The organism is Henriciella litoralis (assembly GCF_002088935.1).
Taxonomy (GTDB): domain Bacteria; phylum Pseudomonadota; class Alphaproteobacteria; order Caulobacterales; family Hyphomonadaceae; genus Henriciella; species Henriciella litoralis.
Window position 1 is genome coordinate 88,342 of the sequence record NZ_NCSS01000006.1, and the last position, 21,821, is coordinate 110,162.

21 protein-coding genes are annotated in these 21,821 nt (G+C 61.0%); 10 read left to right on the top strand and 11 right to left on the bottom strand.

Annotated elements, in window-relative coordinates; all coding sequences use genetic code 11:
* The first annotated feature begins 4 nt into the window (after positions 1 to 4).
* On the top strand, positions 5 to 895 hold the full coding sequence (mmsB, locus tag B8783_RS04055) for a 3-hydroxyisobutyrate dehydrogenase (RefSeq protein WP_084418507.1): 891 nt from the start codon (positions 5 to 7) through the stop codon (positions 893 to 895).
* 82 nt (positions 896 to 977) lie between these two features.
* Here the strand turns inward: mmsB and B8783_RS04060 are convergent, their stop codons facing one another.
* Positions 978 to 2,636, bottom strand: coding sequence for a SulP family inorganic anion transporter (locus B8783_RS04060; protein ID WP_233355668.1), 1,659 nt, complete (start codon positions 2,634 to 2,636; stop codon positions 978 to 980).
* A 27-nt stretch (positions 2,637 to 2,663) separates the two neighbouring features.
* Positions 2,664 to 3,332 (bottom strand): carbonic anhydrase, encoded by a 669-nt coding sequence (locus B8783_RS04065; RefSeq protein ID WP_084418508.1) that lies wholly within the window; start codon positions 3,330 to 3,332, stop codon positions 2,664 to 2,666.
* A 378-nt stretch (positions 3,333 to 3,710) separates the two neighbouring features.
* Here B8783_RS04065 and B8783_RS04070 point away from each other — a divergent pair, with 378 nt between their 5' ends.
* Positions 3,711 to 4,637 (top strand): hydrogen peroxide-inducible genes activator, encoded by a 927-nt coding sequence (locus B8783_RS04070; RefSeq protein ID WP_084418509.1) that lies wholly within the window; start codon positions 3,711 to 3,713, stop codon positions 4,635 to 4,637.
* Here B8783_RS04070 and B8783_RS04075 read toward each other — a convergent pair.
* A complete protein-coding gene (locus B8783_RS04075; protein WP_084418510.1) occupies positions 4,634 to 5,182 on the bottom strand; it encodes a prepilin peptidase in 549 nt (182 codons plus the stop codon). The two genes, B8783_RS04070 and B8783_RS04075, sit on opposite strands and share 4 nt — an antisense overlap.
* A 122-nt stretch (positions 5,183 to 5,304) precedes the next feature.
* Here B8783_RS04075 and B8783_RS04080 point away from each other — a divergent pair, with 122 nt between their 5' ends.
* Positions 5,305 to 6,303, top strand: a complete 999-nt coding sequence (locus tag B8783_RS04080) for an NADPH:quinone oxidoreductase family protein (protein ID WP_084418511.1) — start codon at positions 5,305 to 5,307, stop codon at positions 6,301 to 6,303.
* Here the strand turns inward: B8783_RS04080 and B8783_RS04085 are convergent.
* On the bottom strand, positions 6,284 to 7,477 hold the full coding sequence (locus B8783_RS04085; protein WP_233355670.1) for an FAD-dependent monooxygenase: 1,194 nt from the start codon (positions 7,475 to 7,477) through the stop codon (positions 6,284 to 6,286). The two genes, B8783_RS04080 and B8783_RS04085, sit on opposite strands and share 20 nt — an antisense overlap.
* Positions 7,478 to 7,592: 115 nt before the next feature.
* Between B8783_RS04085 and B8783_RS04090 the strand changes: the two genes are divergently transcribed.
* The 5 genes from B8783_RS04090 to der all read left to right on the top strand — a co-directional run bounded on the left by B8783_RS04090 (position 7,593) and on the right by der (position 12,916).
* Complete coding sequence (locus tag B8783_RS04090) at positions 7,593 to 8,180, top strand: NnrU family protein (RefSeq protein ID WP_084421871.1); 588 nt, start codon at positions 7,593 to 7,595, stop codon at positions 8,178 to 8,180.
* 82 nt (positions 8,181 to 8,262) lie between these two features.
* Positions 8,263 to 9,129 (top strand): 3-methyl-2-oxobutanoate hydroxymethyltransferase, encoded by an 867-nt coding sequence (panB, locus tag B8783_RS04095; RefSeq protein WP_084418513.1) that lies wholly within the window; start codon positions 8,263 to 8,265, stop codon positions 9,127 to 9,129.
* Positions 9,130 to 9,173: 44 nt separating this feature from the next.
* The gene (locus tag B8783_RS04100; protein ID WP_084418514.1) at positions 9,174 to 9,938 is read left to right on the top strand and encodes a hypothetical protein; all 765 of its coding nucleotides are present in this window, start codon (positions 9,174 to 9,176) and stop codon (positions 9,936 to 9,938) included.
* Positions 9,935 to 11,278: an outer membrane protein assembly factor BamB family protein gene (locus tag B8783_RS04105; RefSeq protein ID WP_084418515.1), complete on the top strand. Its 1,344-nt coding sequence runs from the start codon at positions 9,935 to 9,937 to the stop codon at positions 11,276 to 11,278. The genes B8783_RS04100 and B8783_RS04105 overlap by 4 nt, the downstream gene beginning before the upstream one ends.
* Positions 11,279 to 11,335: 57 nt before the next feature.
* Positions 11,336 to 12,916 (top strand): ribosome biogenesis GTPase Der, encoded by a 1,581-nt coding sequence (gene der / locus B8783_RS04110; RefSeq protein ID WP_084418516.1) that lies wholly within the window; start codon positions 11,336 to 11,338, stop codon positions 12,914 to 12,916.
* A 35-nt stretch (positions 12,917 to 12,951) separates the two neighbouring features.
* On the opposite strand, the gene B8783_RS04115 is transcribed toward der, so the two are convergent.
* Genes B8783_RS04115 through radA form a run of 4 tightly spaced genes read right to left on the bottom strand, consistent with a single transcriptional unit; the run spans position 12,952 to position 17,073 of the window.
* Entirely contained in the window at positions 12,952 to 13,650 is a 699-nt protein-coding gene (locus B8783_RS04115) for an SDR family NAD(P)-dependent oxidoreductase (protein WP_084418517.1), read from the bottom strand.
* Positions 13,651 to 13,677: 27 nt separating this feature from the next.
* On the bottom strand, positions 13,678 to 15,117 hold the full coding sequence (gene purF / locus B8783_RS04120; protein WP_084418518.1) for an amidophosphoribosyltransferase: 1,440 nt from the start codon (positions 15,115 to 15,117) through the stop codon (positions 13,678 to 13,680).
* Positions 15,118 to 15,160: 43 nt separating this feature from the next.
* Positions 15,161 to 15,697 (bottom strand): CvpA family protein, encoded by a 537-nt coding sequence (locus B8783_RS04125; RefSeq protein ID WP_233355671.1) that lies wholly within the window; start codon positions 15,695 to 15,697, stop codon positions 15,161 to 15,163.
* Positions 15,694 to 17,073, bottom strand: coding sequence for a DNA repair protein RadA (radA, locus tag B8783_RS04130; RefSeq protein ID WP_084418519.1), 1,380 nt, complete (start codon positions 17,071 to 17,073; stop codon positions 15,694 to 15,696). Before radA ends, B8783_RS04125 begins: the two co-directional genes overlap by 4 nt.
* Before the next feature lie 157 nt (positions 17,074 to 17,230).
* Here radA and B8783_RS04135 point away from each other — a divergent pair, with 157 nt between their 5' ends.
* Together B8783_RS04135 and B8783_RS04140 are read left to right on the top strand one after the other, a co-directional pair.
* A complete protein-coding gene (locus tag B8783_RS04135; protein ID WP_169711701.1) occupies positions 17,231 to 17,560 on the top strand; it encodes a UrcA family protein in 330 nt (109 codons plus the stop codon).
* A 257-nt stretch (positions 17,561 to 17,817) separates the two neighbouring features.
* Positions 17,818 to 19,014: a TIGR03862 family flavoprotein gene (locus B8783_RS04140; protein ID WP_084418521.1), complete on the top strand. Its 1,197-nt coding sequence runs from the start codon at positions 17,818 to 17,820 to the stop codon at positions 19,012 to 19,014.
* A 159-nt stretch (positions 19,015 to 19,173) separates the two neighbouring features.
* On the opposite strand, the gene B8783_RS04145 is transcribed toward B8783_RS04140, so the two are convergent.
* Genes B8783_RS04145 through alr form a run of 3 tightly spaced genes read right to left on the bottom strand, consistent with a single transcriptional unit; the run spans position 19,174 to position 21,803 of the window.
* Complete coding sequence (locus B8783_RS04145; protein WP_084418522.1) at positions 19,174 to 19,944, bottom strand: ABC transporter ATP-binding protein; 771 nt, start codon at positions 19,942 to 19,944, stop codon at positions 19,174 to 19,176.
* 4 nt (positions 19,945 to 19,948) lie between these two features.
* Positions 19,949 to 20,764: an MlaE family ABC transporter permease gene (locus B8783_RS04150; RefSeq protein ID WP_084418523.1), complete on the bottom strand. Its 816-nt coding sequence runs from the start codon at positions 20,762 to 20,764 to the stop codon at positions 19,949 to 19,951.
* A complete protein-coding gene (gene alr, locus B8783_RS04155) occupies positions 20,742 to 21,803 on the bottom strand; it encodes an alanine racemase (protein WP_084418524.1) in 1,062 nt (353 codons plus the stop codon). The genes B8783_RS04150 and alr overlap by 23 nt, the downstream gene beginning before the upstream one ends.
* Between the last annotated feature and the right edge of the window lie 18 nt (positions 21,804 to 21,821).

Here is a 21,821-nt window from a genome sequence, read left to right on the forward strand (position 1 = left end):
TGCGATGACGAAGATTGCGTTCATTGGCCTTGGTAATATGGGCTCAGGGATGTGTGCCAACCTCGCCAAGGCGGGAAATGAAGTGCGGGCTTTTGACCTTAGCGCCGATGCTATTCGCAAGGCCGAAGAGGCTGGTGCCAAGGGCGCGCCGTCGGTTGGCGCAGCTGTCGAGGGCGCGGAAGTCGTGGTCACGATGCTCCCGGCGGGAAAGCATGTCCATCAGGTGTATTTCGGCGAAGACGGTGTCACATCAAACGCCGCACCGGGCACGCTTTTCATTGATTGCTCGACAATCGCCGTTGAGGAGGCCCGCGAGGCCGCCAGCAAGGCGAGCGAGGCTGGGTTCACCTATATGGATGCGCCTGTATCAGGCGGCACAGCGGCCGCAGATGCCGGGGCGCTGACCTTCATGGTGGGCGGACCTGACGACGGATTCGCGCGGGCCAAGCCTGTGCTCGACATCATGGGCAAGAATGTCTTCCACGCAGGGGCTGCGGGCAACGGACAGGTCGCCAAGATCGCCAACAATATGCTGCTCGGCATTTCGATGATCGGCACATGCGAAGCGTTCAACCTCGCTGAAAAGCTCGGCCTTGATGCGCAGACTTTCTACGATATTTCGTCCACCGCGTCCGGCCAGTGCTGGTCGATGACGAGCTATTGCCCTGCACCGGGCCCGGTGCCGACAGCGCCGTCCAACCGGGACTATCAGCCGGGCTTTGCGGTCGCGATGATGCTGAAGGATCTGAGGCTGGCGCTTGGCGCGGCTGAAGGCGCAGGCGCAGAGACGCCGCTCGGTGGGCATGCGCGCGACATCTATGCCAAGCTGGATGAGGATGGCCATGCCGGGCTGGATTTCTCAGGTGTGATGAAACGCCTGAAGGGCGAGATCTAGACCAAGGTTTCAAAGCCTCCGCAATAAAAAAGGCCGACGTGCAAATGCGCGTCGGCCTTTTCGTTTGGGCGTTAGCAGAGGATCAGGCCGGTTGAGGCTCAGCCGGATCGGACGCCGCATTCTCCGCCGCTTTCAGGGCGTCGAGCCGATCATCGAACGTCTCAATCGTTGCATCGGACGCAGACGTGCTGAACTTCTGCAGCAGGCGGCTGACAGTGTCATTCATGCCGCTCAGATAGACGGCTTTTCCGGCATCTTTGGCATCCTCAAGGATCGTCTCGATGGCCGTGACCGCCGATACGTCGAGGAAAGGCACGCGAGAGAAATCCAGGATCAGGACTTCAGCGCTGTGGCCGGACCGCTGGCGCACATGGTGACCAAGGTCTGCCGCTGCACCGAAGCTCAGCGGGCCGCCAAAGTCGAACATCATGACCTTGCCGCCAGCACGTTCCAGGATGGACACTTCCTCTTCGCTGGAGTTGCGGGGAGCCATCTGGTGCACCGATGCAATCTGGTCGTCTGCAAGGTTCTTGACGAAAGCCAGTGCTGCCAGAACGACGCCAACGGCGACTGCGGTGATCAGATCGACGAACACCGTCAGGAACAGGACCAGCGCCATCAGGGCAAGATCCCAGCGCGGGCCTTTGTGGGCGCGCTTGACGTAGGAGAAGTCGATCGTGTCGTAACCGACCTTAACAAGGATGCCTGCCAGCACGGCATGAGGAATCTGTGAGGCGAGCGGGCCAAGACTCATGACAACCGTCAGCAGGACGAGGGCATGCGTCATGCCAGAGATGCGGGTCTTGCCGCCGGATCTGATGTTGATGACGGTCCGCATGGTGGCGCCAGCGCCGGGGATGGCGCCGAAGAAACCGGCGACAGAGTTACCGATACCCTGACCAATCAGTTCCTTGTTCGACTGATGACGCGTCCGCGTCATGTTGTCGGCGACAAGAGAGGTCAGAAGGCTGTCGATCGAGCCAAGCACGGCAAGGATGAAGGCTGCCTCAATAACGATGAGGATAGAGTCTGCATCGACGCTCGGAATGATGAAGCTCGGCAATCCTGTCGGAATGTCGCCAAGGATCGGTGCGCCCGGAATGAAGACGCTGATCAGCGTGCCGACAATAAGCGCAGCGAGTGGACCGGGGATCCACGCAGCGAGGCGCTTTGGCCAGGTGAAGACGATGAACAGAGACACCGCGGCGATACCGACGGCGATCCAGTTCGGATTCATCACGGCGTCTGGCACAGCCGTGAAGGCCGGGATGGTGCCGCCGCCATCAGGCTCATGCCCGAACAGGCGTGAGAGCTGAAGGGCGATGATGATCACGCCGATACCGCTCATGAAGCCGGAGATCACCGGATAGGGGACGAGCTTCACATATTGGCCGAAGCGCGTGATGCCGAGCAGGATCTGCATGATACCGGCAAGGATAACAGCTGCGAAGACCAGTGATGGATTGCCGCCAAGCGCGGCATAGAGGCCGGCAAAGACAACGACCATTGGGCCGGTCGGTCCGGAGACCTGAGAGCCGGTTCCGCCAAATAATGAGGCGAAGAGACCAACGAAGATCGCGCCCCAAAGACCGGCGATCGGGCCGGCCCCGGAGGCCTCACCAAAGGCGAGGGCCAGTGGCAACGCAACGATACCAGCCGTCAGGCCGCCAAACAGGTCGCCCTTCAGATTGGACAGGGTGAAGTAGCCGCTGAGACCCAGCGGCTTGTCTGATGTGCTCACAATAAAACCTTTCGGTATGTTCGAGGCCTAGGCCGCGCAGTCGCTAGCGCCTGCCAGCTCAGCGATCTCGCTGGCGTAATGGGCGTCGACGCGCGTGAATTTGCCTGTTTGCGGGTCATAGGCATCAACGCCGCCGGTGCGGATGTCGTAGACCCAGCCGTGCAGGTCGAGATCGCCGCGTGCAAGACGACGGGCGACGCTTGGATGCGTGCGAAGATGCTGAAGCTGGAGAAGCACATTTTGCTCAATCAGCATCTGCATGCGGTCATCGTCGCTGCCGTCCGGCGCCAGCTCGTCAACAATGTCGACAGCCGCCTTTGAGTAGCCAAGCCATTTTGCGACGTGCGGCAGGGAGGAAAGCCCTTCAGGATCCATCGCGCCTTTCATGGCGCCGCATCCGGAGTGGCCGCAGACAACGATATGTGGGACTTCAAGCACTGCTACAGCGTATTCAATCGAGGCGGTCATCGCGCCGGTCTGTTCTGTGTGCGGGGGGACGATGTTGCCTGCATTGCGGCAAATGAATAGTTCGCCAGGCTCAGTCTGCGTGATCATCGCCAGCTCGATGCGCGAGTCCGAACATGTGATGAAGAGCGCTTCGGGTGACTGGCCCTGGCTCAACTTCTCGAAGAGATCCTGTTTGTCAGGATAAACATTGTCCTGGAATTTGAGTACGCCGGCTGCGAATTTTGGCATGTGTCACTCCTTGTGCGAGCCATGTCTTAGTGAACTGCAGAAAAGCGGCCCGGCTGCCCTAAGGGGGAAGTGGCAGCCGGGCTTCAGCTACTGTCCGCCGCCTGATGAGAGGGCCGGGCTGAGCGGAGCTTGCCGATGGGTGGTTTGCGGGGTGGTGTCCGGGAGGAAACGATCCGGCCCATCGGTGAAGTAACTGTGCCTTTCAATGACCGATAGCTATGAAGGCCCAGCTCAGCGCGCAAATCGAAAGAAGCTGATCCTTGAATAGGAAGAAGCTATTGAAACGGAAGATTGGTATCTTTATAGCTTATGTGAAACTGGCTTGCCGCGCCGCAAAACTGCGGAAAAACCTCTTGAAAGTAGTTTTAAAACAGTTGAATGCGACCAACTCTTAGACAATTGCAGTACGTGGTGGCAGTCGCCGAAACCGGTCGGTTCAATGAGGCGGCGCGCCTCATGAATGTGAGCCAGCCCAGCCTTTCAGCCCAGATTGCAGAGGCAGAATCACATCTTGGCGTCCGCCTGATCGAGCGTGGCCGCAAAGGCGCGATTCTTACCCCGATTGGTGAGGAGGTCGTGCGGCGGGCGCGGCGCGTCCTGACAGAAGTGGAAGACATCAAGACGGTCGTACGCCGATCCGCGGGCCAGCTCGAAGGACGTTTCCGTCTTGGCACGCTGCCGACACTCGGGCCCTATCTTTTGCCGACCGCAGCCACACAGCTGCACGCCCGCTTTCCACAGCTGCGCCTCAGCGTGCGTGAGGAGGACACGCGCTCGCTGGATGAAAAGCTGAAAGACGGACGGCTGGATATGCTGATCTCGACGGCTGAAGACCATCTCGACACAGCGTCCATGCATCTCTTCGATGAGCAGCTTTTTGTCTGCGCGGCGAATGATCATGAGCTTTCTGCGGAAGACGGGCCGGTCGGGCTCGAGGCGCTGAAGGGCCGTGAAATCCTGACGCTCGGCAATGGTTTTCGCCTGTCAGTGATTGTGCAGGACGTCGCCAGGATGGCGGGAGCGCATATCAGTACAGAATATGAGGGCACGTCGCTGGATGCGATCCGGCAGATGGCGGTTATGGGGGCGGGCGTTGCGATCCTGCCGAGCCTCTATGCGCTGGTCGAAGCGCGCCGCGACCCGTTTCAGGTGGTCCGGCCGCTGGGCTTTCCGGCGGCCCGGCGGGAGATCAGTCTGGTATGGCGGCAGGATTCGCCGCTCGCCGAGAGTATGGAGAGTATCGGCAAGGTGCTGCGGGACGTCGCCGCGAGCATCCTCTCAACAGATGCACCTGTGTCAGACTAGATGGCCGGCACCAGAAGCGGCCCGGCGAGCCAGCAGATCCAGCCAGAGAGCGCGAGCCATGGCCCGAAGGCGAGCGGGGTGTCGCGCTTCAGGCCTCCGTCGCCAAGCTGCGATGCTACGAGCGCCGCGATGAGGCCTGTGCCCGCTGCCACCAGTAGAATGTCCGGCAGCCGCGTCCATCCCACCCAGAGGCCAAGTGCGCCGAGAAGCTTGGCATCCCCGCGCCCGAGTGCGTCTATTCCGCGGACATGGCGGTAGAACAATTCGACAGCCAGCAGGATGAGGTATCCGGCGACCCCGCCAATGAGGTGATGGAGCCAGTCCTCTCGCGCGACCATCCAGATCATCGCAAGGCCAAGCAAGGCAAGAAGCAGGTTTAGCGGGTCTGGCAGGATGAAGGTCCGCCAGTCGATAATGGCGAGTGCGAGCAAGGTCGCGCCCATCGCTATGGACAGGGCAAGCGTGCCGGGCGGGGCAAACGCCCATGCGCTGAGCCCTATGGCGAGCAGGGAGGCTGTCAGAAAGAGGATGTGTTTCGGTGTCATCGCTGGCGCCGCTCATATCCCAATCGGATGGCTCTGGCGACTGGTCGCCGCGACGTCAGCATGGACAGGCGGTGTTCTTGTCCTGCTAGAACGGTGAGCGAAAGACCCCGAGGAGACAGAGCATGACGGCACCGGCACGAATGAAGGCGCTTCTCGTTGAGGCGCTGGGTGAGAATTATAGCGGCTGCTCCGTGACCGAGGTTGAAACGCCAATGCCGGCAGATGGCGAGCTGTTGCTCAAGATCCGCGCCGGCAGTTTAGGCTTTCCCGATCTGTTGATGACGCAAGGCCGCTATCAGCACAAACCGGACCTGCCATTTATTCCTGGCGGCGACGTTTCCGGCGAGGTGGTTGCCGTGGGCGCGGGTGTCGACGGATTTGAGGTCGGCGACCGGGTTGTGACGGGCGGTCTTGGCGGGGCGTTTGCGGAGTACGGGACGTACGCAGCGAGCCGCGCCCGCAAGATACCGGACCATCTTGATTTTGCGGCTGCTGCCTCTGTCGGGTCCGCCTATGTGACGGCATATGTGTCCCTGGTGCGCCGGGCGAATATCCAGCCTGGCGAGTGGCTGCTGGTGCACGGCGCGGCGGGCGGCGTCGGACTGGCGGCCGTCGATCTCGGCAAGCATCTCGGCGCGAGGGTCATTGCTGCCGCTTCCAGTGATGAAAAGCTGGCCATGATCGAAACGGCCTATGCGCCGGAGGTGTGCCTCAATTCCTCAGATGGCTTCCGGCTGAAGGTCAAGGAGATCACCGGCAGCGGCGCTGACGTCATCTATGATCCGGTTGGCGGGGATGTGTTTGACGAAAGTGTGCGCTGCATCGGGTTTGATGGCCGTTTGCTGGTCGTTGGTTTTGCGTCAGGGCGCATTCCGACCGTCAGCGTGAACATGCCGCTGATCAAAGGGTTCTCGGTGGTTGGTGTGCGGGCCGGCGAGTATGGGCGCCGGTTCCCCGAGAAAGGCCGGGAGAATATGGAGGCGGTCTGGAAGCTGGTCGCGGACAAGGCGGTCACCCCGCATGTGCACGGGGTCTACGGTTTGGCGGACTGGCGTGAAGCCTTCTCCGAGATGGATGAGCGGCGCGTTGTTGGCCGTGTGATCATTGATCCGTCGAGGTGACGTCGTAACCGTATATCCAGTCCTGACGAGACCGGACGAAACCGGGAAGGACCTGGCCGGCCGCCCACATCGGAGCATAGGTCGCCAGACGCGAGAGCGGCGTTCGACGATGGAAGGTCTTCATATTGGCGCGTGAGGCCACCTGCACGCGCGTGGCGCGCGGCAAACGCCGCGTTTCATAGAGCTTTAGCGCTGCTGGTGTTTCGACGTCGCGTGATAGCTCTTCGGCCAGCACCCAGGCGTCCTCGATCCCCATGGCCGCGCCCTGCGCCATGAAAGGCAGCATTGGATGGCAGGCATCGCCGAGCAGCGCCACGCGCCCATCGGTCCAGTGAGACAGGGCAGGCCTATCGAACAGTGCCCAGCGGAAATGGCTGTCAGCCTTATTGATGATCTCGGTGAGCGTGAGGTTCCAGCCAGCGTAGTCGGCAAGCATGTCGCGTCGGCTGCCTTCTTCAACCCAGCTTTCGCCCCGCCAGTCTGATCGTTCGACCACGCCAACGAAATTCACAACATCGCCGCCGCAGAGACGGTAGGTGACGGCATGTCTGCCGCGCCCGGCCCAGACGCATGCGGTCGGTGGCGGTGGATTGTTGAGGCGGTGGATCGGGACCGTGACGCGCCAGGCGAGATTGCCGGTGAAGCGCGGTTTCTCAGGGCCCAGCATCTGCGCGCGAAGCGTTGAGTGGATGCCGTCGGCGCCAATGACGATATCAGCGTTCAGCGTTTCGCCAGATTTTGTCGTGACGCTGACGCCGTCTTCGCGGTTTTCGTAGCGTTCAACCGGGCTGTTCAGACGAAGGTCAACATTGCCCGCGCCTTGCGTGGCATCTGCGAGGACGCGCACCAGATCGGCCCGGTGAATATGGAGATAGGGGGCGCCCCAGCGGGTTTCGGCGGCTGAGCCGACCGGAATACGAAAGATGCGCTGGCCTGAGCGGCCAAGGCAAAGTTCCAGAGCTTCGGGCTCGAATGCATCTTTTCGAAGCGGGGCTTCCAGGCCGAGGGCGAGCAAGACACGCGTCGCATTGGGGCTGAGCTGGAGCCCTGCGCCGACATTCTCCAGCGCGCTGGCGGCTTCCAGCACCGTCACTTGCCAGCCCTGTCGCGTCAGGCAAAGTGCGGCCGTCAGACCGCCGATACCGGCGCCGACAATGATGGCGTGTCGAGGCATGTTTCTCATTCCAACTCTGTTAGCGGCAATCGGTGTGAACCGGCAAGCGGTGAGGTTTTGCTTGCTGCAGCTTCAGCTGCAAGGCAGTCTGCAAGAAATTGTCGGGAGAGAATCGATGTTGATCATGCTTGCCGGTCTGGTGCTGTTTTTCGGGCCGCACCTCTTTACGACTTTCCGCACCCGCCAGCCGGGGCAGGACCTCCGGGCGAAGCTCGGCTATGGGCCGTATATGGGGCTCTTCAGCCTGATCACGATCATTGGTGTCGCCCTGATTGCTTACGGATACGGCGCGATGCGCCCGGCCACCGTGCTCTGGTCTCCGCCGACGGCACTGAAACATATCAACGTTCTCATCCAGCTGTTCGCCTTTATCATCCTGTTCGCCGCCTATACGCCGACTGGATACATCAAGAAGACGCTGAAGCATCCGATGCTGGTCGGCGTAAAGCTCTGGGCGTTTGGGCATTTGCTGGCCAATGGTGAGCTTAACTCCATTCTCCTGTTTGGCAGCTTCCTTGCCTATGCCGTGCTTGACCGGATCGTGCTGAAAAAGCGCGGCGATAATGGGCCGCCCGCAGATGTGAAACCGTCGGTATTGGGGGACATATTGGCGGCAGCGATCGGGATCGGTGTCTGGCTGCTCCTGTTGTTGTGGCTGCATCCTATCCTGTTCGGCATGCCGGCTTTGCCGGGGCGTGGCTGACGCGATCAGCGCCGCCGTGGCCAAGTCCTGAGGCCTCTGCTAGGGATCGCTCCACTTACCGGATTCTGTATGGAGAGCGACGATGTCGGCCCAGTCTCAAATACGTCGAAAGACGGTTCGCGATATTGCAGCAGCCAAAGGCGGCGAGCCGCTGGTTTGCCTCACCGCTTATGATGCGCCATCGGCAACGGTGATGGACCCGTTCTGCGACGTGCTGCTTGTCGGCGATAGCGTTGGCATGGTCGTTCACGGTCTGCCATCGACCGTTGGGGTGACCATGGAGATGATGATCCTGCATGGTCAGGCTGTGATGCGCGGATCAGAGCGCGCCTTCGTCGTCGTGGACATGCCGTTCGGAAGCTATGAGACCAATGCCGATCAGGCCTTCCTGAATGCGGCGCGGCTGATGAAAGAAACCGGATGTCAGGCCGTCAAGATTGAGAGCGGGGCCTATGCGGCCGGTCAGATCGCCCATCTGGTTGAGCGGGGCGTGCCGGTCATGGGGCATGTCGGACTGCGTCCGCAGGCGATCAACGTGGTTGGCGGTTTCAAGGCGCAAGGGCGCGACAATGAAGAGCGCGAGCGGGTTATGGCTGAAGCGAAAGCGGCAGCCGATGCGGGCGCATTTGCAATCGTGATCGAAGGGGTCGCTGAAGACCTCGCCGACGAAATTACAAAGGCCGTCAGCGTGCCGACAATCGGCATTGGCGCGTCGGCCAATTGTGACGGCCAGATTCTGGTGACGCAGGACATGCTGGGCCTGTTTGACTGGACGCCAAAATTTGTCCGTCGATATGGCGATATGCGCGGCGAGATGGCAAAATCGGTGGAAGCCTATGCCGCCGATGTGCGATCGCGCGCCTTCCCGGCAGAAGCGGAAACCTACAAGCTGACGAAAGCCACGCCGAAACGGTTATCACGCGTTGCCGGGCGCAAGTCGCGCGGTTAGGGTGCGCCGAGACAAGATTATGATGAATAAGTGGAGCAGGCCAATTGGCGGATATCTTTGAGGAAGTCGAAGAAGGCCTCCGGCAGGACAAGGCCGCGCGCCTGTGGAAGAAATATGGGGTGTTCGCCTATATTGGTGCCGCGCTCCTGATCGGCGGTGTCGCGCTGAACGAGTACTTGCAGGCGCGCAGCGCGCAGACCGTCGAGGAAAGCGCCATTGCGTTTGAAACAGCGGTCGGTGAACTCTCTGACCAGAACTTCGAAGCAGCAGCGAACGATCTTGAAGCCCTTGCCAATTCCGATGCCCGCATCGCGCCAATGGCGAGCAACTATCTTGCGCAAGCCCGGTTGACCGGAAACGGGGACCGCGCAGCGGCGATCAGTGCCCTTGAAGCGGCGGCAAATGACGAAACACCGATCGGCAAGCTGTCGCTGATCAAGGCGGCATATCTGAAATCTCCGGACACAAGCCGCGCGGACCTCGAAGCCTACCTCGGCAATCTGCTGAACGAGACGTCCCAGTTTGGCGCGCTCTCCCTGGAGCTTGTGGCTGCCAAAGCCGCCGAAGAAGGCGACTATGAGTTCGCCCGCAAGACGTTCAACGATCTGCGCTTTCTGGCCAATGTGCCCCCTGGGGTCGTACAGCGCGCGACTGCGGCGCTGGACACGCTGCCACCAGCGTCTGCGGCGGCGGAGCCAGTTCCGGCCGAAACGCCGAGCGAAACAGATACCCCAGCTACTGATGAATCAGCCGCGCCGGCTGCAGAGGCTACCGAAGCAGGCGCCGTGGATGGAGACCAGCCAGAATGAGTAATTCCTATCTTCGTATCGCAGTCTTTTCCGCTTTGACGGTCTCGCTTGCGGGGTGTTCCTATTTCCGCAATCTGAACGCTGAAAAAGAGCGTCTGTCGGAAGAAGAGAAAGCCGGACGCATCGAAATGGTGCTCGGCGACCAGAGTCTGGAGGCAAGCGCTGATCTCGCCGGAACGGCGATTACGTTGCCGGCAGCTGAAACGCTGGCAAGCTGGCCCCAGGCTGGCTCTGGCCCTACCAAGACGGCTGGTCACGTCGCTGCAGCGGCGGATCTTTCCGTGGCCTGGCGCGTGAACGCAGGCAAAGGCTCCACCCGCAAATCTGCGCTAACCACGCCGCCGGTTGCCAGCGAGCAATACATCTTCGTGGTCGATTCCGAGCAGACGGTACGGGCCTTCGATCTCGAAACCGGCCGCAAGATCTGGCAGCGCGAACTGAAATCCGGCAATCGCCGCGACAAGGTCGGCATCGGCGCTGGCATGGCCTATGAAAATGGCCGGCTCGTCGTCGCCAGCGGCTATGGTTTTGTGACGGCGCTGAATGCTGGAGATGGCAGCGAGATCTGGCGCCGCGACATGGAAGCGCCGATGACCGGCGCGCCGACCATCAAGGATGGCCGGGCGTTCGTGTCGTCGAACAATAATGAGATTTTCGCGCTGGACCTGGATGACGGTCAGATCGATTGGACGGACCAGGCGATTGCGGAGTCGGCGCGTGTGCTGGGTTCATCCAGCCCGGCAGCCGTTGAAGACATCGTCATTGCGCCATACTCGTCGGGTGAGATCATTGCTTACCTCGCTGCAAACGGCCGTCGGCTGTGGACCGAGGCCCTGTCGCGCCCTGGCCGCTTCACGCCGATCTCTTCGATCAACGATATTGCCTCGCGTCCTGTGATCGGGGGCGGACTTGTCTTCGCCGCGAACCAGTCAGGCGTCATGGCAGCCATTGACGGGCGCACGGGCTCGCGTCTCTGGGTACAACCAATTGGCTCGACATCAGCGCCATCACTTGTAGGTCCATACCTCTTTGTGTCTGGAACTGACGGCAAGGTTGCTGCCATCGCGGCAGAATCCGGTAAGGTGTATTGGGTCAAGCAGTTGCGCCAGTACGCGAAGAAGAAAAAGAAAAAGGGCCGTATTGCGTATGCCGGCCCAATCGTCGCGTCGGACCAGGTGCTGGTCGTGTCTTCGCGCGGTGAGCTGATTGCACTGTCACCGCAGACCGGCGAACAAACAGGGTCAATCGACCTGAAAGACCCGGTCTACCTCGAGCCGATCTCGGTGGGTGACAAGGTGTTTGTGCTTACAGATGATGCGCGTCTGATCGCGATCCGCTAGGACGGCCCGCGCGCGCTCCGGACGGCCGGGGCCCAGCTTTAAGAAAAGGGGCGGGTCATGCCGTTGAAGATCGCCATTGTCGGGCGCCCGAATGTGGGCAAGTCCACGCTGTTTAACCGGCTTGCCGGAAAGCAGCTCGCGCTGGTCGATGACCAGCCCGGCGTTACCCGTGACCGCAAGGAAGCCTCAGGGCGCCTTGCGGATTTGCCACTTATCCTGATCGATACGGCCGGGTTCGAGGACGTCCATGATGACTCGCTCGAATCGCGCATGCGTATGCAGACCGAAGTTGCGATCCGTGAGGCTGAGCTTGCGCTCTTCCTGATCGATGCGCGTGAAGGCGTAACGCCGATGGATGAACGCTTTGCGGATGTCCTGCGCCGGGCCGACCTGCCGATTGTGCTGGCCGCCAACAAGGCCGAAGGCAATCAGGGCAATGTCGGCATGGCCGAAGCCTGGGGGCTTGGATTCGGGGAACCTGTGGGCCTTTCAGGCGCACATGGCGAAGGCATGGGCGACCTTTATGGCGCGATCCGCGAAGCCCTCGGCGAAGAAGCCTTTCTCGCAGCCTTCACCGAAGAAGATGCCGCCGAAGGCGAAGGCTTCGATGACGCGATCCTCGACCGTATGGCCGAGATCGATGTCGACAATCCCAATATGACGGAAGATGAGCTGACGGCAGCGCTCGAAGCCGCTGGCATTGACGACGCCGCCGAAGCCGAAGCGCAGCTCAGAGCGCGCGAGGAAGCCCGCAAGAAACCCATCCGCCTTGCAATTGTCGGACGCCCGAATGCGGGCAAATCCACGCTGATCAACCAGCTGCTGGGCGAGCAGCGTGTGCTGACCGGCCCGGAAGCCGGCATTACGCGCGACTCGATCTCAGTCGACTGGATGTATGAAGGCCGGAAGGTCAAACTTGTCGACACGGCGGGCCTGCGCCGCAAATCGCGCGTTCAGGAGAAGCTGGAGCGCATGTCGACCGGTGAAACGGTGCGGACGCTGAAATATGCCGATGTGATTGCGCTTGTGATGGATGCTGACGAGGCATTCGAGAAGCAGGATTTGCAGATTGCCGACCTGGCTGTGCGCGAGGGGCGAGGCCTCGTCTTCGTCATCTCCAAATGGGACCTCGTCGACAATCACGCGCAGAAGATGCGTGAGCTGTCGGATATGGCTAAACGCTTGCTGCCAAACGCCAAGGGTGCGCCGGTCGTGACGCTGTCTGGCCTGACGGGCAAGCGGGTTGAGCGCTTCATGCCGACGGTCGCCAAGGTGCATGAAGACTGGTCCGCGCGCGTGAAGACGGGCGACCTCAATCGCTGGCTTCGCTACACGATCGAGCGCCATCCGCCACCATCGATTAATGGCAAGCGGATCAAGCCGCGTTACATGGCGCAGATGAAGTCCCGTCCGCCAACCTTTGTGCTGATCGCGTCACGTGGCGAGCAGATGCCCGAGCAATATAAACGCTTTCTTGTCAACGGGATACGCGAAGGATTTGATCTTCCTGGCGTGCCGATCCGGCTGTTCGTGCGTCAGGGGGCGAACCCCTATGCCGACAAGTACAAGCCGCAGAACCAGAAGAAGACGAGCGGGCGCGGCAAAGGCAAGACGCGCAGCATCAATAAGCGCAAATAGGGCCAGCTAGACCGGCGCTCTGCCGTGCTGCGTCCCTAGTCCTTGAACGAAACCCGTACACCCGTCCGCGTCTCGCTGGCTTCCAGAAGCGGCGCGAGCTTTTGGACGACCTCTTCAGGCGTTGGCAGTGTTGCCGGGTCTTCGCTGGGCATGGCTTCAGCGCGCATGCCGGTGCGAGTTGCGCCCGGGTCATAGATGTTGACGCGTAGCGCCATGTTTTCGTTCTCATCGGCCCAGGCAAGCGCCAGATGCTCCATGCCTGCCTTGGAGGCTTGGTATGGCCCCCAGAAGGCGCGTGGACGCGGCACAACGCCGGAGCTGATGAAGACGGCGCGCGGGGCTTCAGAACGCTGCAGCAGAGGCGCCATCGCACGGATGAGGCGCCAATTGGCCGTGAGGTTCACTTCAATCGTTTCCTCGAAGCTGCGTGGGCCAACCGCTTGAAGCGGCCCCAGCGTGCCGAGAATGCCGGCATTGGCCAGCAGGCCATCAATGCGGCCGAAACGGGTTGCCAGCGCCTGACCGACGGTCTCGAACGCCGTCTTGTCTTTCAGGTCCATGGGGATGAGCGTTGCGCTGCCGCCCAGTTCCTTGATCTCGTCATCTACTTTCTCAAGCGCGAGCTTTGAGCGCGCAATCGCAATGATGTGGTGGTTGCGGCGGACAAGCTCGAGCGCAGCGGCCTTGCCGATCCCGCGCGAGGCGCCTGTGATCAGGGTGATGCGTTTATCCATGAGGGCGGACTAATTGCCTCCGGCGTCCTAGTCCAGCAGCGAGAGCTGTCTGTCCTTGGCACTTTCCTCGCGCGCATTGTCGACGAGACGGGTTGGGTAGCGGCCCGTGAAGCAATGGTCGGAGAATTGTGGCTGGTCGATGTTCCGCTCGATGCCAATTGCGGCATAGAGGCCCTGGACAGACAGGAAGCCGAGGCTCTCGACGTTCAGGAAGTCCCGCATCTGCTCAAGCGAATTATTGGAAGCGAGCAGTTCGGCCTTGGTGGGCATGTCGATGCCGTAGAAATCCGGGTTCACGATGGGCGGGCTGGCCGAGCGCAGGTGCACTTCCTTGGCGCCAGCTTCGCGGACCATCTGGACAATCTTGCGGGACGTGTTGCCGCGCACGATCGAGTCGTCGACCAGAAGCACGCGCTTGCCTTCAAGCACGGCGCGGTTGGGCGAGTGCTTCTTGGAAACGGATTTCTGACGGCCGGTTTGCGTCGGTTCGATGAAGGTTCGCCCGACATAGTGGCTGCGGATGATGCCCAGCTGGAACGGCACGCCGCTTTGCTCTGAAAAGCCGATCGCGGCTGGCACGCCGGAGTCCGGCACAGGCACGATGACATCGACGTCGGCCGGGTTCTCGCGCGCGAGCTGGTGTCCCATGCGGCGGCGAACCTGATAGACACTACGGCCCTGAACGATGCTGTCGGGCCGGGCGAAATAGACATATTCAAACAGGCACGGGCTTTCCGCGCGTTTTGGGAAGGGGTGGAAGCTCTCAACACCATCCTCGGTGATGATGACGACTTCGCCATTCTCAATCTCGCGGACGAACTCGGCGCCGATAATATCAAGCGCGCAGGTTTCCGACGCGAGCACCCAGCCATCGCCAAGCTTGCCAAGAACAAGCGGGCGGATACCGATTGGGTCGCGCGCACCGATGAGCTTCTTGTTGGTCAGGCCGACAAAGGCATAGCCGCCTTCGACGTGGCGCAGAGCTTCCATGAAACGCTCACGCATCAGCGGCTTTGTGCTGCGCGCGACGAGTTGCAGGAGGACTTCAGTGTCCATTGTGGACTGGAAGATCGCCCCTTTCTCGATCAGTTCCTTGCGCAGCGCGCGGGCATTGGTGAGGTTGCCGTTGTGCGCCAGCGCGAAGCCTGAGGAGGCGAGGTCAGCAAAGATGGGCTGGATATTGCGCATCGCAGGTTTGCCCTGCGTAGAATAGCGATTGTGACCGATGCCGGCAGAGCCGGGAAGGCGGGTGGTTAGGTCGCCACCGAAATTCTCGCCCACGAGGCCCATATGGCGCTCATTGTGGAATTTCTTGCCGTCGAATGTGGCGATGCCACAGGCTTCCTGTCCGCGATGCTGGAGGGCGTGAAGGCCTAGGGCGACGAGAAGAGAGGCTTCGGGGTGGTTGAAGACCCCAACAATGCCGCACTCTTCGCGAGGCTTGTCGTCGTCATGGTCCCAGAACATTGACACCTCGCTGTCACAACTTGACTGCGAGGTATGGCCAGCATCAGGATTCGTCAAGTGGTGAGCGCTGCTGAGCGCGCTGTCCAATCTCAGGCGCATGCGTTTCGACGTACACCGCACCCTCCTCCAGGATAGGATAGGTCTGGGCTGTGCGGATCCATTCCGGGATGCGGTCATGGTCGAGGGCCATGCGCATCAGGAAGACAAAAAAGACCAGAACGATCGCGCCGCGCAGAAAGCCAAAGATAGCTCCGGCAAACCGGTCGAAGATGCTGACGCCGTCAGCGCCTTGAATGGATTTCGACAGGTTCGCGCCAAACCAGGCGACCACGACATAGACGATCAGAAAGGCGCCAACGAACAGGATGAGATCTGGCATCCAGGTGGCCGTGCCTTCTGGTAGCACCTGTGCAAGTGGATCACGCAGATAGAGGCGGGCATAGTAGGCTGCCGCGAGTGCGGCGATAAACGCGCCAAGGGTTGCCAGTTCGCGCATGAAGCCGCGTGCTAAGGCCATCAGCGTCGACAGGATCAAGAGAATGACCACAATCGCGTCAAAGGCTGTAAGGGCATCCATCATGCGTCTGGTTCCAGACCAAGTAATTCTACAAGCTCAGATAGGCGCGACACGCTGGTCACGGTCAACCCTTCCGGGGCCGACGAACTGCCATCTGGCACAAATGCGTGCTGAAAGCCAAGTCGCTGGGCTTCCTTGAGGCGCTGATCCATGCGGGCGACAGGCCGGATTGCGCCGGAAAGGGCGATTTCTCCGAAGAAGACCGACTTTTCGGGGGCAGGCTTGTCCGCAAGTGACGTTAAAAGCGCAGCCGCCGCGGCAAGGTCGCCGGCAGGCTCAGTTATACGGTAGCCGCCCGCCACGGAGAGATAGACGTCCCGGCCGCCGAGGGACACGCCGCAGCGCGCTTCGAGGACTGCCAGCACCATGGCGAGACGGTTGGCGTCCCAGCCGACAATGCTGCGCCGCGGCGTACCATAGGCGGATGCGCTGACCAGGGCCTGAACTTCTGCCAGAACAGGCCGCGAGCCTTCCATGGCGCCAAATACGGCTGCGCCGCCGGTTTCACCTGAATCAGACGACAGGAAGAGGGCGGAAGGTTCGCGCGCCGGGGCGAGGCCAAACTGATGCATCTCGAAGATGCCGATCTCGTCGGTCGGACCGAACCGGTTCTTCACGGCGCGCAGGATGCGGAACTGGTGGCCGCGTTCGCCCTCAAAATAGAAGACGGTGTCGACCATATGTTCGACGACGCGAGGGCCAGCGATCTGGCCTTCTTTCGTGACGTGGCCAACCAGGATGAGGGCGGCCCCGGACTTCTTGGCCCATCGCGTCAGCTCCTGTGCGCACGCCCGGACCTGCGCGACAGAGCCGGGGGCGGCTTCTAGACTGTCGGACCACATGGTCTGGATCGAGTCGATCACGACAAAGTCAGGCTTGGCCGTTTTCAGCGAGGCGAGAACTTTGCGGAGGTCTGTCTCAGTGGCGAGGTCAACCGGGCTTTCGGCGACCTTCAGGCGGCGCGCCCTGTCCTGGATCTGGGCGGCAGCTTCCTCGCCCGAGACGTAGACGGTCTTCAGGCCATTCCGGGCAAGCCGGGCGGCGACCTGTAGAAGGAGGGTCGACTTGCCGATTCCTGGATCGCCGCCGATCAATGTGGCCGAGGAGGGCACGAGACCGCCGCCAAAGACGCGGTCCAGCTCATCCACGCCTATTATATGCCGGGGCGGGGCTTCGGTTGTTTCATTGAGCGCGGTGAACTCGACCTTGGCGCCTGCCTTGCGCGAGAGCGACTTCGGCGCGGCCAGTCCGCCGGGGGCCGCCGAGACGGTTTCCTCAACCAGCGTATTCCATTCCCCGCAGGCCTCACAGCGGCCCGACCATTTGGGGTGAACCGCGCCGCAGGACTGGCAGGTAAAAGCTGTAGATGATCGCGCCATAGCCTCTGGCCTAAACTGATGCGGGAGGGGCGAAAAGCATCAATAAGTGTGCGACAGTTGTAACATTACATAGAATTAATTATCGTAAAACAATAAATATGGTATGTAGATGGGGCTCAGGGAACGGGTCGATAAAAACAAGAAAGAAGGTACTAAAATGTCCCAGAAGAAACTTGCAACCGTCATCACCGCAGCCATCCTCGGTTTCGCTGCCGCCCCCGCATTTGCAGATGCGCCATCGGAAATCCGTTCGGTCAGTGTCGATACGTCCGGCATTGATCTGACCACCGAAGCCGGTACCGATGTCATGCTCGCAAAACTCCGCCGGGCCGCTGAAAAGGCCTGTGATCAAAGGACTGGACCGATGTCCCTGTCTGAGCGTAGCGCCTATCAGTCCTGCTACAACGACGCCATGTCCGCCGCGCTGGACTCGCTCACAACGGCCACAGAGCGCCAGGCTGACCTGAAAGCAAAACAGAACGGCTAGTCGCCATTTTCTGTGTAAGATGAGCCATCCGGACGTGCCTGTCCGGATGGCTTTCTGCTGTCTGGGCTTTCGTCTATCCTGCGGCGTCGCTGGCTCAACAGGAGTAGTTACAATTGTAAATTCATGATGTTCATTTGAACGCATTTCTGCAGTCTTTAGGCGCGCTGCGACAACTCTGCTGAGACGTCGTTGGTGAAGCGTCAGTTGTTTGCCCGAGAGCTCTGGCCTGAGACGCATCGGCCCGTTAGATCAGGCGAATGAAACGGATCGCGATCATAGGTGCCGGGCCAGCCGGGCTCATGGCGGCAGAGGCAGCCCTCGAGGCGGGCGCGTCCGTGACGATCTATGATGCGATGCCGAGCGCGGCCCGCAAATTCCTGATGGCCGGCAAGAGCGGGCTCAATATTACCCATTCAGAAGATCAGGCCGCGTTTCAAAGCCGGTACCCAGCGCCAGACAAGCGTTTGCTGGAGATGGTTCAAGCCTTTGGGCCAACCGAATTGATCGCATGGATGGATGGTTTGGAGACGCGAACCTTCACGGGCAGCTCAGGCCGGGTTTTCCCCGAAGAGATGAAGGCCTCGCCTTTGCTTCGCCGCTGGTTGGGCCGTCTATCCGCAGGCGGCGCAGAGCTACTGTTGCGCCATCGCTGGCAGGGATGGAGCGACACGGGCGCTCTGAAGTTCGAAACGCCGAATGGAGATGTGCAGGTCGAGTCGGATGCGACCATACTCGCGCTTGGTGGGGCGAGCTGGTCTCGGCTTGGCTCTGACGGGCGCTGGGCGGACATTCTCGCGGAGAAGGGCGTGGCGCTAGAGCCTTTTGAGCCGTCCAATTGCGGCTTTGCCGTGGACTGGTCGAAGAGGTTGCTTGAGGCGCAGGAAGGCGAGCCGGTCAAAGGGGTATCGCTCTCTGCGGGCGGGGACAGCCAGCGGGGCGACTTTGTTATCACGCGCTATGGCATCGAGAGCGGCGCCGTTTATCCGCTGTCGGGCGCGCTGAGGGCGCAATTGGCAGCGTGCGGCGAGGCCGATCTTTGCATTGACCTGCTGCCCGATGTCGACACCGATACGCTGGTCCGGCGTCTGGCGGCCACGAAGGCGAAGGACTCGATGACGAATCGTCTGCGCAAGGGCGCGCGGCTCGATGCGAGCAAGATTGCGCTGCTGAATGAAGTCACCAGAGGCCAGCCGCCACGTGAGCCTGAGCCGCTTGCCGCGCTCATAAAGGCGCTGCCATTGCGGCTGAGCGGGACAGCACCGCTTGATGCGGCTATTTCCACCGCAGGCGGGGTATCATGGGACGCCCTTGATGATCAGATGATGCTGAAGGCTGTGCCGGGCACCTATTGTGCAGGCGAAATGGTGGCCTGGGACGCACCAACGGGCGGTTATCTGCTGACGGCGTGCCTGGCGATGGGGCGCGCGGTGGGCCTGGCGGCATCGGGTGGGTGATGGTCACTGCATGGGCCTCGTCCTTCGACAGGCTCAGGATGAGGCCTATGGGGCGTTTTTGGCTTCCGTTGCGGCGATTCCAAACCTCATCCTGAGCTTGTCGAAGGATGAAACGACGTGCGTTTAGCCTTTCTCAGGCGACCGTGACCGTCTCTAAACCTAAAGCGCGGGCTGGATCGGCCCTTCGGCGCGGCCATGCACGAACTGGTCGACATACTCGTTGCCTGAATTGTCGATCTTGTCTGCGCTACCGCGCCAGATGATCTTGCCTTCGAACAGCATGGCGATCTCGTCGGCGACCTTGCGGGCAGAGGCCATGTCGTGCGTGATCGTCACGGCAGCCGCGCCGAGCGCTTTGACCTGTTCGAGAATGAGGTCATTGATCGCATCTGCTGTGATCGGGTCGAGGCCGGTCGTCGGTTCGTCGAAGAAGATAAGATCCGGCTCGGTGATAATGGCGCGAGCGAGGGCGACGCGTTTCTGCATGCCGCCCGAAAGCTCGGCTGGGCGCAGGTCTGCCACGGAGGCGCCGAGACGCACTTTCTTGAGCGAGTCTATGGCGCGTTCCTTGGCATCCGCGCGCTTCACTTTGTCGGCATTGAGCAGACGGAAGGCGATATTTTCCCAGACGGTGAGGCTATCGAACAGCGCGCCGGACTGGAACAGCATGCCGACACGGGCCCGCATGGCATCGCGCTCCTTGCCCTGGTCATAGGTCACGTCTTCCCCGTCAAAGAGGATCGTCCCGGCGTCCGGCGTCATCAGACCGAGGGCGTTCTTCAGCATCACGGACTTGCCGGAACCAGAACCGCCAAGAACAACAAGTGAGTTGCCGGGCGCGACATCGAGATCGACGCCGCGCAGGACGTGATTTTTGCCGAAACTCTTTTCGACGCCTTTCAGCTCAAGGATGGGGCGGGTCTTGGTCATGGCCTTAAATCCCGATGCGCACGAAGAGGGTCGACATCATATAGTTGGCCGCAAGGACCAGAACGGCTGCGCCAACCATTGAGAGCGTGGCAGCCCGTCCGACGCCCGTTGCACCAGCCGATGATTTCGAGCCCTGGTAACAGCCCATCAGCGCGATCACCATGCCGAAGATGACGGCTTTGATGACTCCCACCAGGACGTCCTCAAATGTCAGGAAGTCGAGCGTGTTGCGAAGATAGGTGGTCGAATCGAAGTCGAGTGCGAAGACGCTGACGAGCCAGCCGCCCATAACACCGATGACATCTGCAATGAGGACCAGAATTGGCAGGGTCAGCGCCGCAGCCAGGAAGCGCGGGGCATAGAGATAGCGGAAAGGGTTCGCCGAAAGGGTTTTCAGCGCGTCGATCTGTTCTGTCACTTTCATCGCGCCGATTTCGGCAGCAATGCCCGCCGTCACGCGCCCGGCCAGCATCAGGCCGGTAATCGTGGCACCAAGCTCCCGCGTGATGCCGAGGACAACGATGTTTGGCACGAACTGTTCAGCGCCAAAGCGATTGCCGCCGGTATAGATATTGAGGGCCAGAGCTGCGCCAATGAAGACAGCCGACAGACCAACGACGGGCAGCGAGTAAAAACCGACGGCGATGATCTGCTTCCAGATCTGGACCAGATTCCAGGGCGGCGTGAACGCCATGGCGGCTGTGCGGCCCGAAAAGATCGAAAGACGGCCGATCTCGGCAAACAGGCCAATGGCGCCGCGTCCGATCCAGGCGAGCGGATTGGGAAAACCGCCGGATTTAGTCGTAGATGCGTCTGACACGATCGCCGAGCCCCGTTACAAGTTCATAGCCGACAGTGCCGGCCCGTTTCGCCTGATCCTCTAACGGGACCTCAGGTCCGATGAATTGGGCGAATACGCCCGGCTTTGCAAGGTCTCGTGCAGCAGAGACATCGATTGTGATGAGGTCCATCGAAACCCGGCCAACGATCGGGCAGGGCGTTCCGCCGAGACTGGCATAGCCATTGTTGCTGGCCGAGCGCGGAAAGCCGTCGCCATAGCCAAGCGCCACAGTGGCGAGCGTCGCGGGGACTGTCAGCTTGTGCGTGGCCCCATAGCCGACGCTCTCTCCGGCTTTTGCGTGCTGAACCGTCAGGATCGGCGCTTCGAGCGTCATGCCGGGCAGGGGCCGGTGACCTGCAGGTGCAGGAGGGCCGCCGCCATAAAGGCCGATGCCGGGGCGGATGACATCAAACCCGAAGTCGCCGCAGATATAGCAGCCCCCGGTATTGGAGAGGCTCTTGCGCGCGGTCGGGAAGTGCTGGGCCAGCTCACTGAAGGTCTGGCGCTGGGCTGCGTTGAGCGGGCAGGCCGGATCATCGGAGTCGACCAGATGCGACATGATGTGCGCAGGCGGCGCATCTCTGCTGGCGGTGATGAGGGCGGGCACGTCTTCAGACCGGATGCCGAGCCTGTTCATCCCGGTATCGATGTGAACCGCATAAGGCGACGACCGCGCATATTTGATCCAGGTGTCGAGATCAGTGAGTGAATTGAGCACAGGAATAAGGCGAAGCTTTTCGACTTCGATCCGCTCAATCTCTGAGGCACCGTTAAATACGAGGATGTCGGGCCCGTCTCCGACAACGCCGCGGACTTCCATGCCTTCTTCGACATAGGCGACGAAAAAGGTTTGGCAGCCTGCCGCGTGGAGGGCTTTGGCAACCTGGCCTGCACCATGCCCATAGGCGTTCGCCTTTACGACCGCGCCCGCCTCAGCGCCGGGCTGCATGGCACCGATCGCGCGCCAATTGGCGACGATATTTTCAAGATGCACGAGGGCGCGGGGATGAAGGCTCATACAAATTGGCTTAATCAG

Coding starts and splice junctions, on each gene's coding strand:
- mmsB (WP_084418507.1), top strand. CDS start 5: ATGACGAAGATTGCGTTCATTGGCCTTGGTAATATGGGCTCAGGGATG.
- B8783_RS04065 (WP_084418508.1), bottom strand. CDS start 3,332: ATGCCAAAATTCGCAGCCGGCGTACTCAAATTCCAGGACAATGTTTAT.
- B8783_RS04070 (WP_084418509.1), top strand. CDS start 3,711: ATGCGACCAACTCTTAGACAATTGCAGTACGTGGTGGCAGTCGCCGAA.
- B8783_RS04075 (WP_084418510.1), bottom strand. CDS start 5,182: ATGACACCGAAACACATCCTCTTTCTGACAGCCTCCCTGCTCGCCATA.
- B8783_RS04080 (WP_084418511.1), top strand. CDS start 5,305: ATGACGGCACCGGCACGAATGAAGGCGCTTCTCGTTGAGGCGCTGGGT.
- B8783_RS04085 (WP_233355670.1), bottom strand. CDS start 7,477: ATGCCTCGACACGCCATCATTGTCGGCGCCGGTATCGGCGGTCTGACG.
- B8783_RS04090 (WP_084421871.1), top strand. CDS start 7,593: ATGTTGATCATGCTTGCCGGTCTGGTGCTGTTTTTCGGGCCGCACCTC.
- panB (WP_084418513.1), top strand. CDS start 8,263: ATGTCGGCCCAGTCTCAAATACGTCGAAAGACGGTTCGCGATATTGCA.
- B8783_RS04105 (WP_084418515.1), top strand. CDS start 9,935: ATGAGTAATTCCTATCTTCGTATCGCAGTCTTTTCCGCTTTGACGGTC.
- der (WP_084418516.1), top strand. CDS start 11,336: ATGCCGTTGAAGATCGCCATTGTCGGGCGCCCGAATGTGGGCAAGTCC.
- B8783_RS04115 (WP_084418517.1), bottom strand. CDS start 13,650: ATGGATAAACGCATCACCCTGATCACAGGCGCCTCGCGCGGGATCGGC.
- purF (WP_084418518.1), bottom strand. CDS start 15,117: ATGTTCTGGGACCATGACGACGACAAGCCTCGCGAAGAGTGCGGCATT.
- B8783_RS04125 (WP_233355671.1), bottom strand. CDS start 15,697: ATGATGGATGCCCTTACAGCCTTTGACGCGATTGTGGTCATTCTCTTG.
- radA (WP_084418519.1), bottom strand. CDS start 17,073: ATGGCGCGATCATCTACAGCTTTTACCTGCCAGTCCTGCGGCGCGGTT.
- B8783_RS04135 (WP_169711701.1), top strand. CDS start 17,231: ATGTCCCAGAAGAAACTTGCAACCGTCATCACCGCAGCCATCCTCGGT.
- B8783_RS04140 (WP_084418521.1), top strand. CDS start 17,818: ATGAAACGGATCGCGATCATAGGTGCCGGGCCAGCCGGGCTCATGGCG.
- B8783_RS04145 (WP_084418522.1), bottom strand. CDS start 19,944: ATGACCAAGACCCGCCCCATCCTTGAGCTGAAAGGCGTCGAAAAGAGT.
- alr (WP_084418524.1), bottom strand. CDS start 21,803: ATGAGCCTTCATCCCCGCGCCCTCGTGCATCTTGAAAATATCGTCGCC.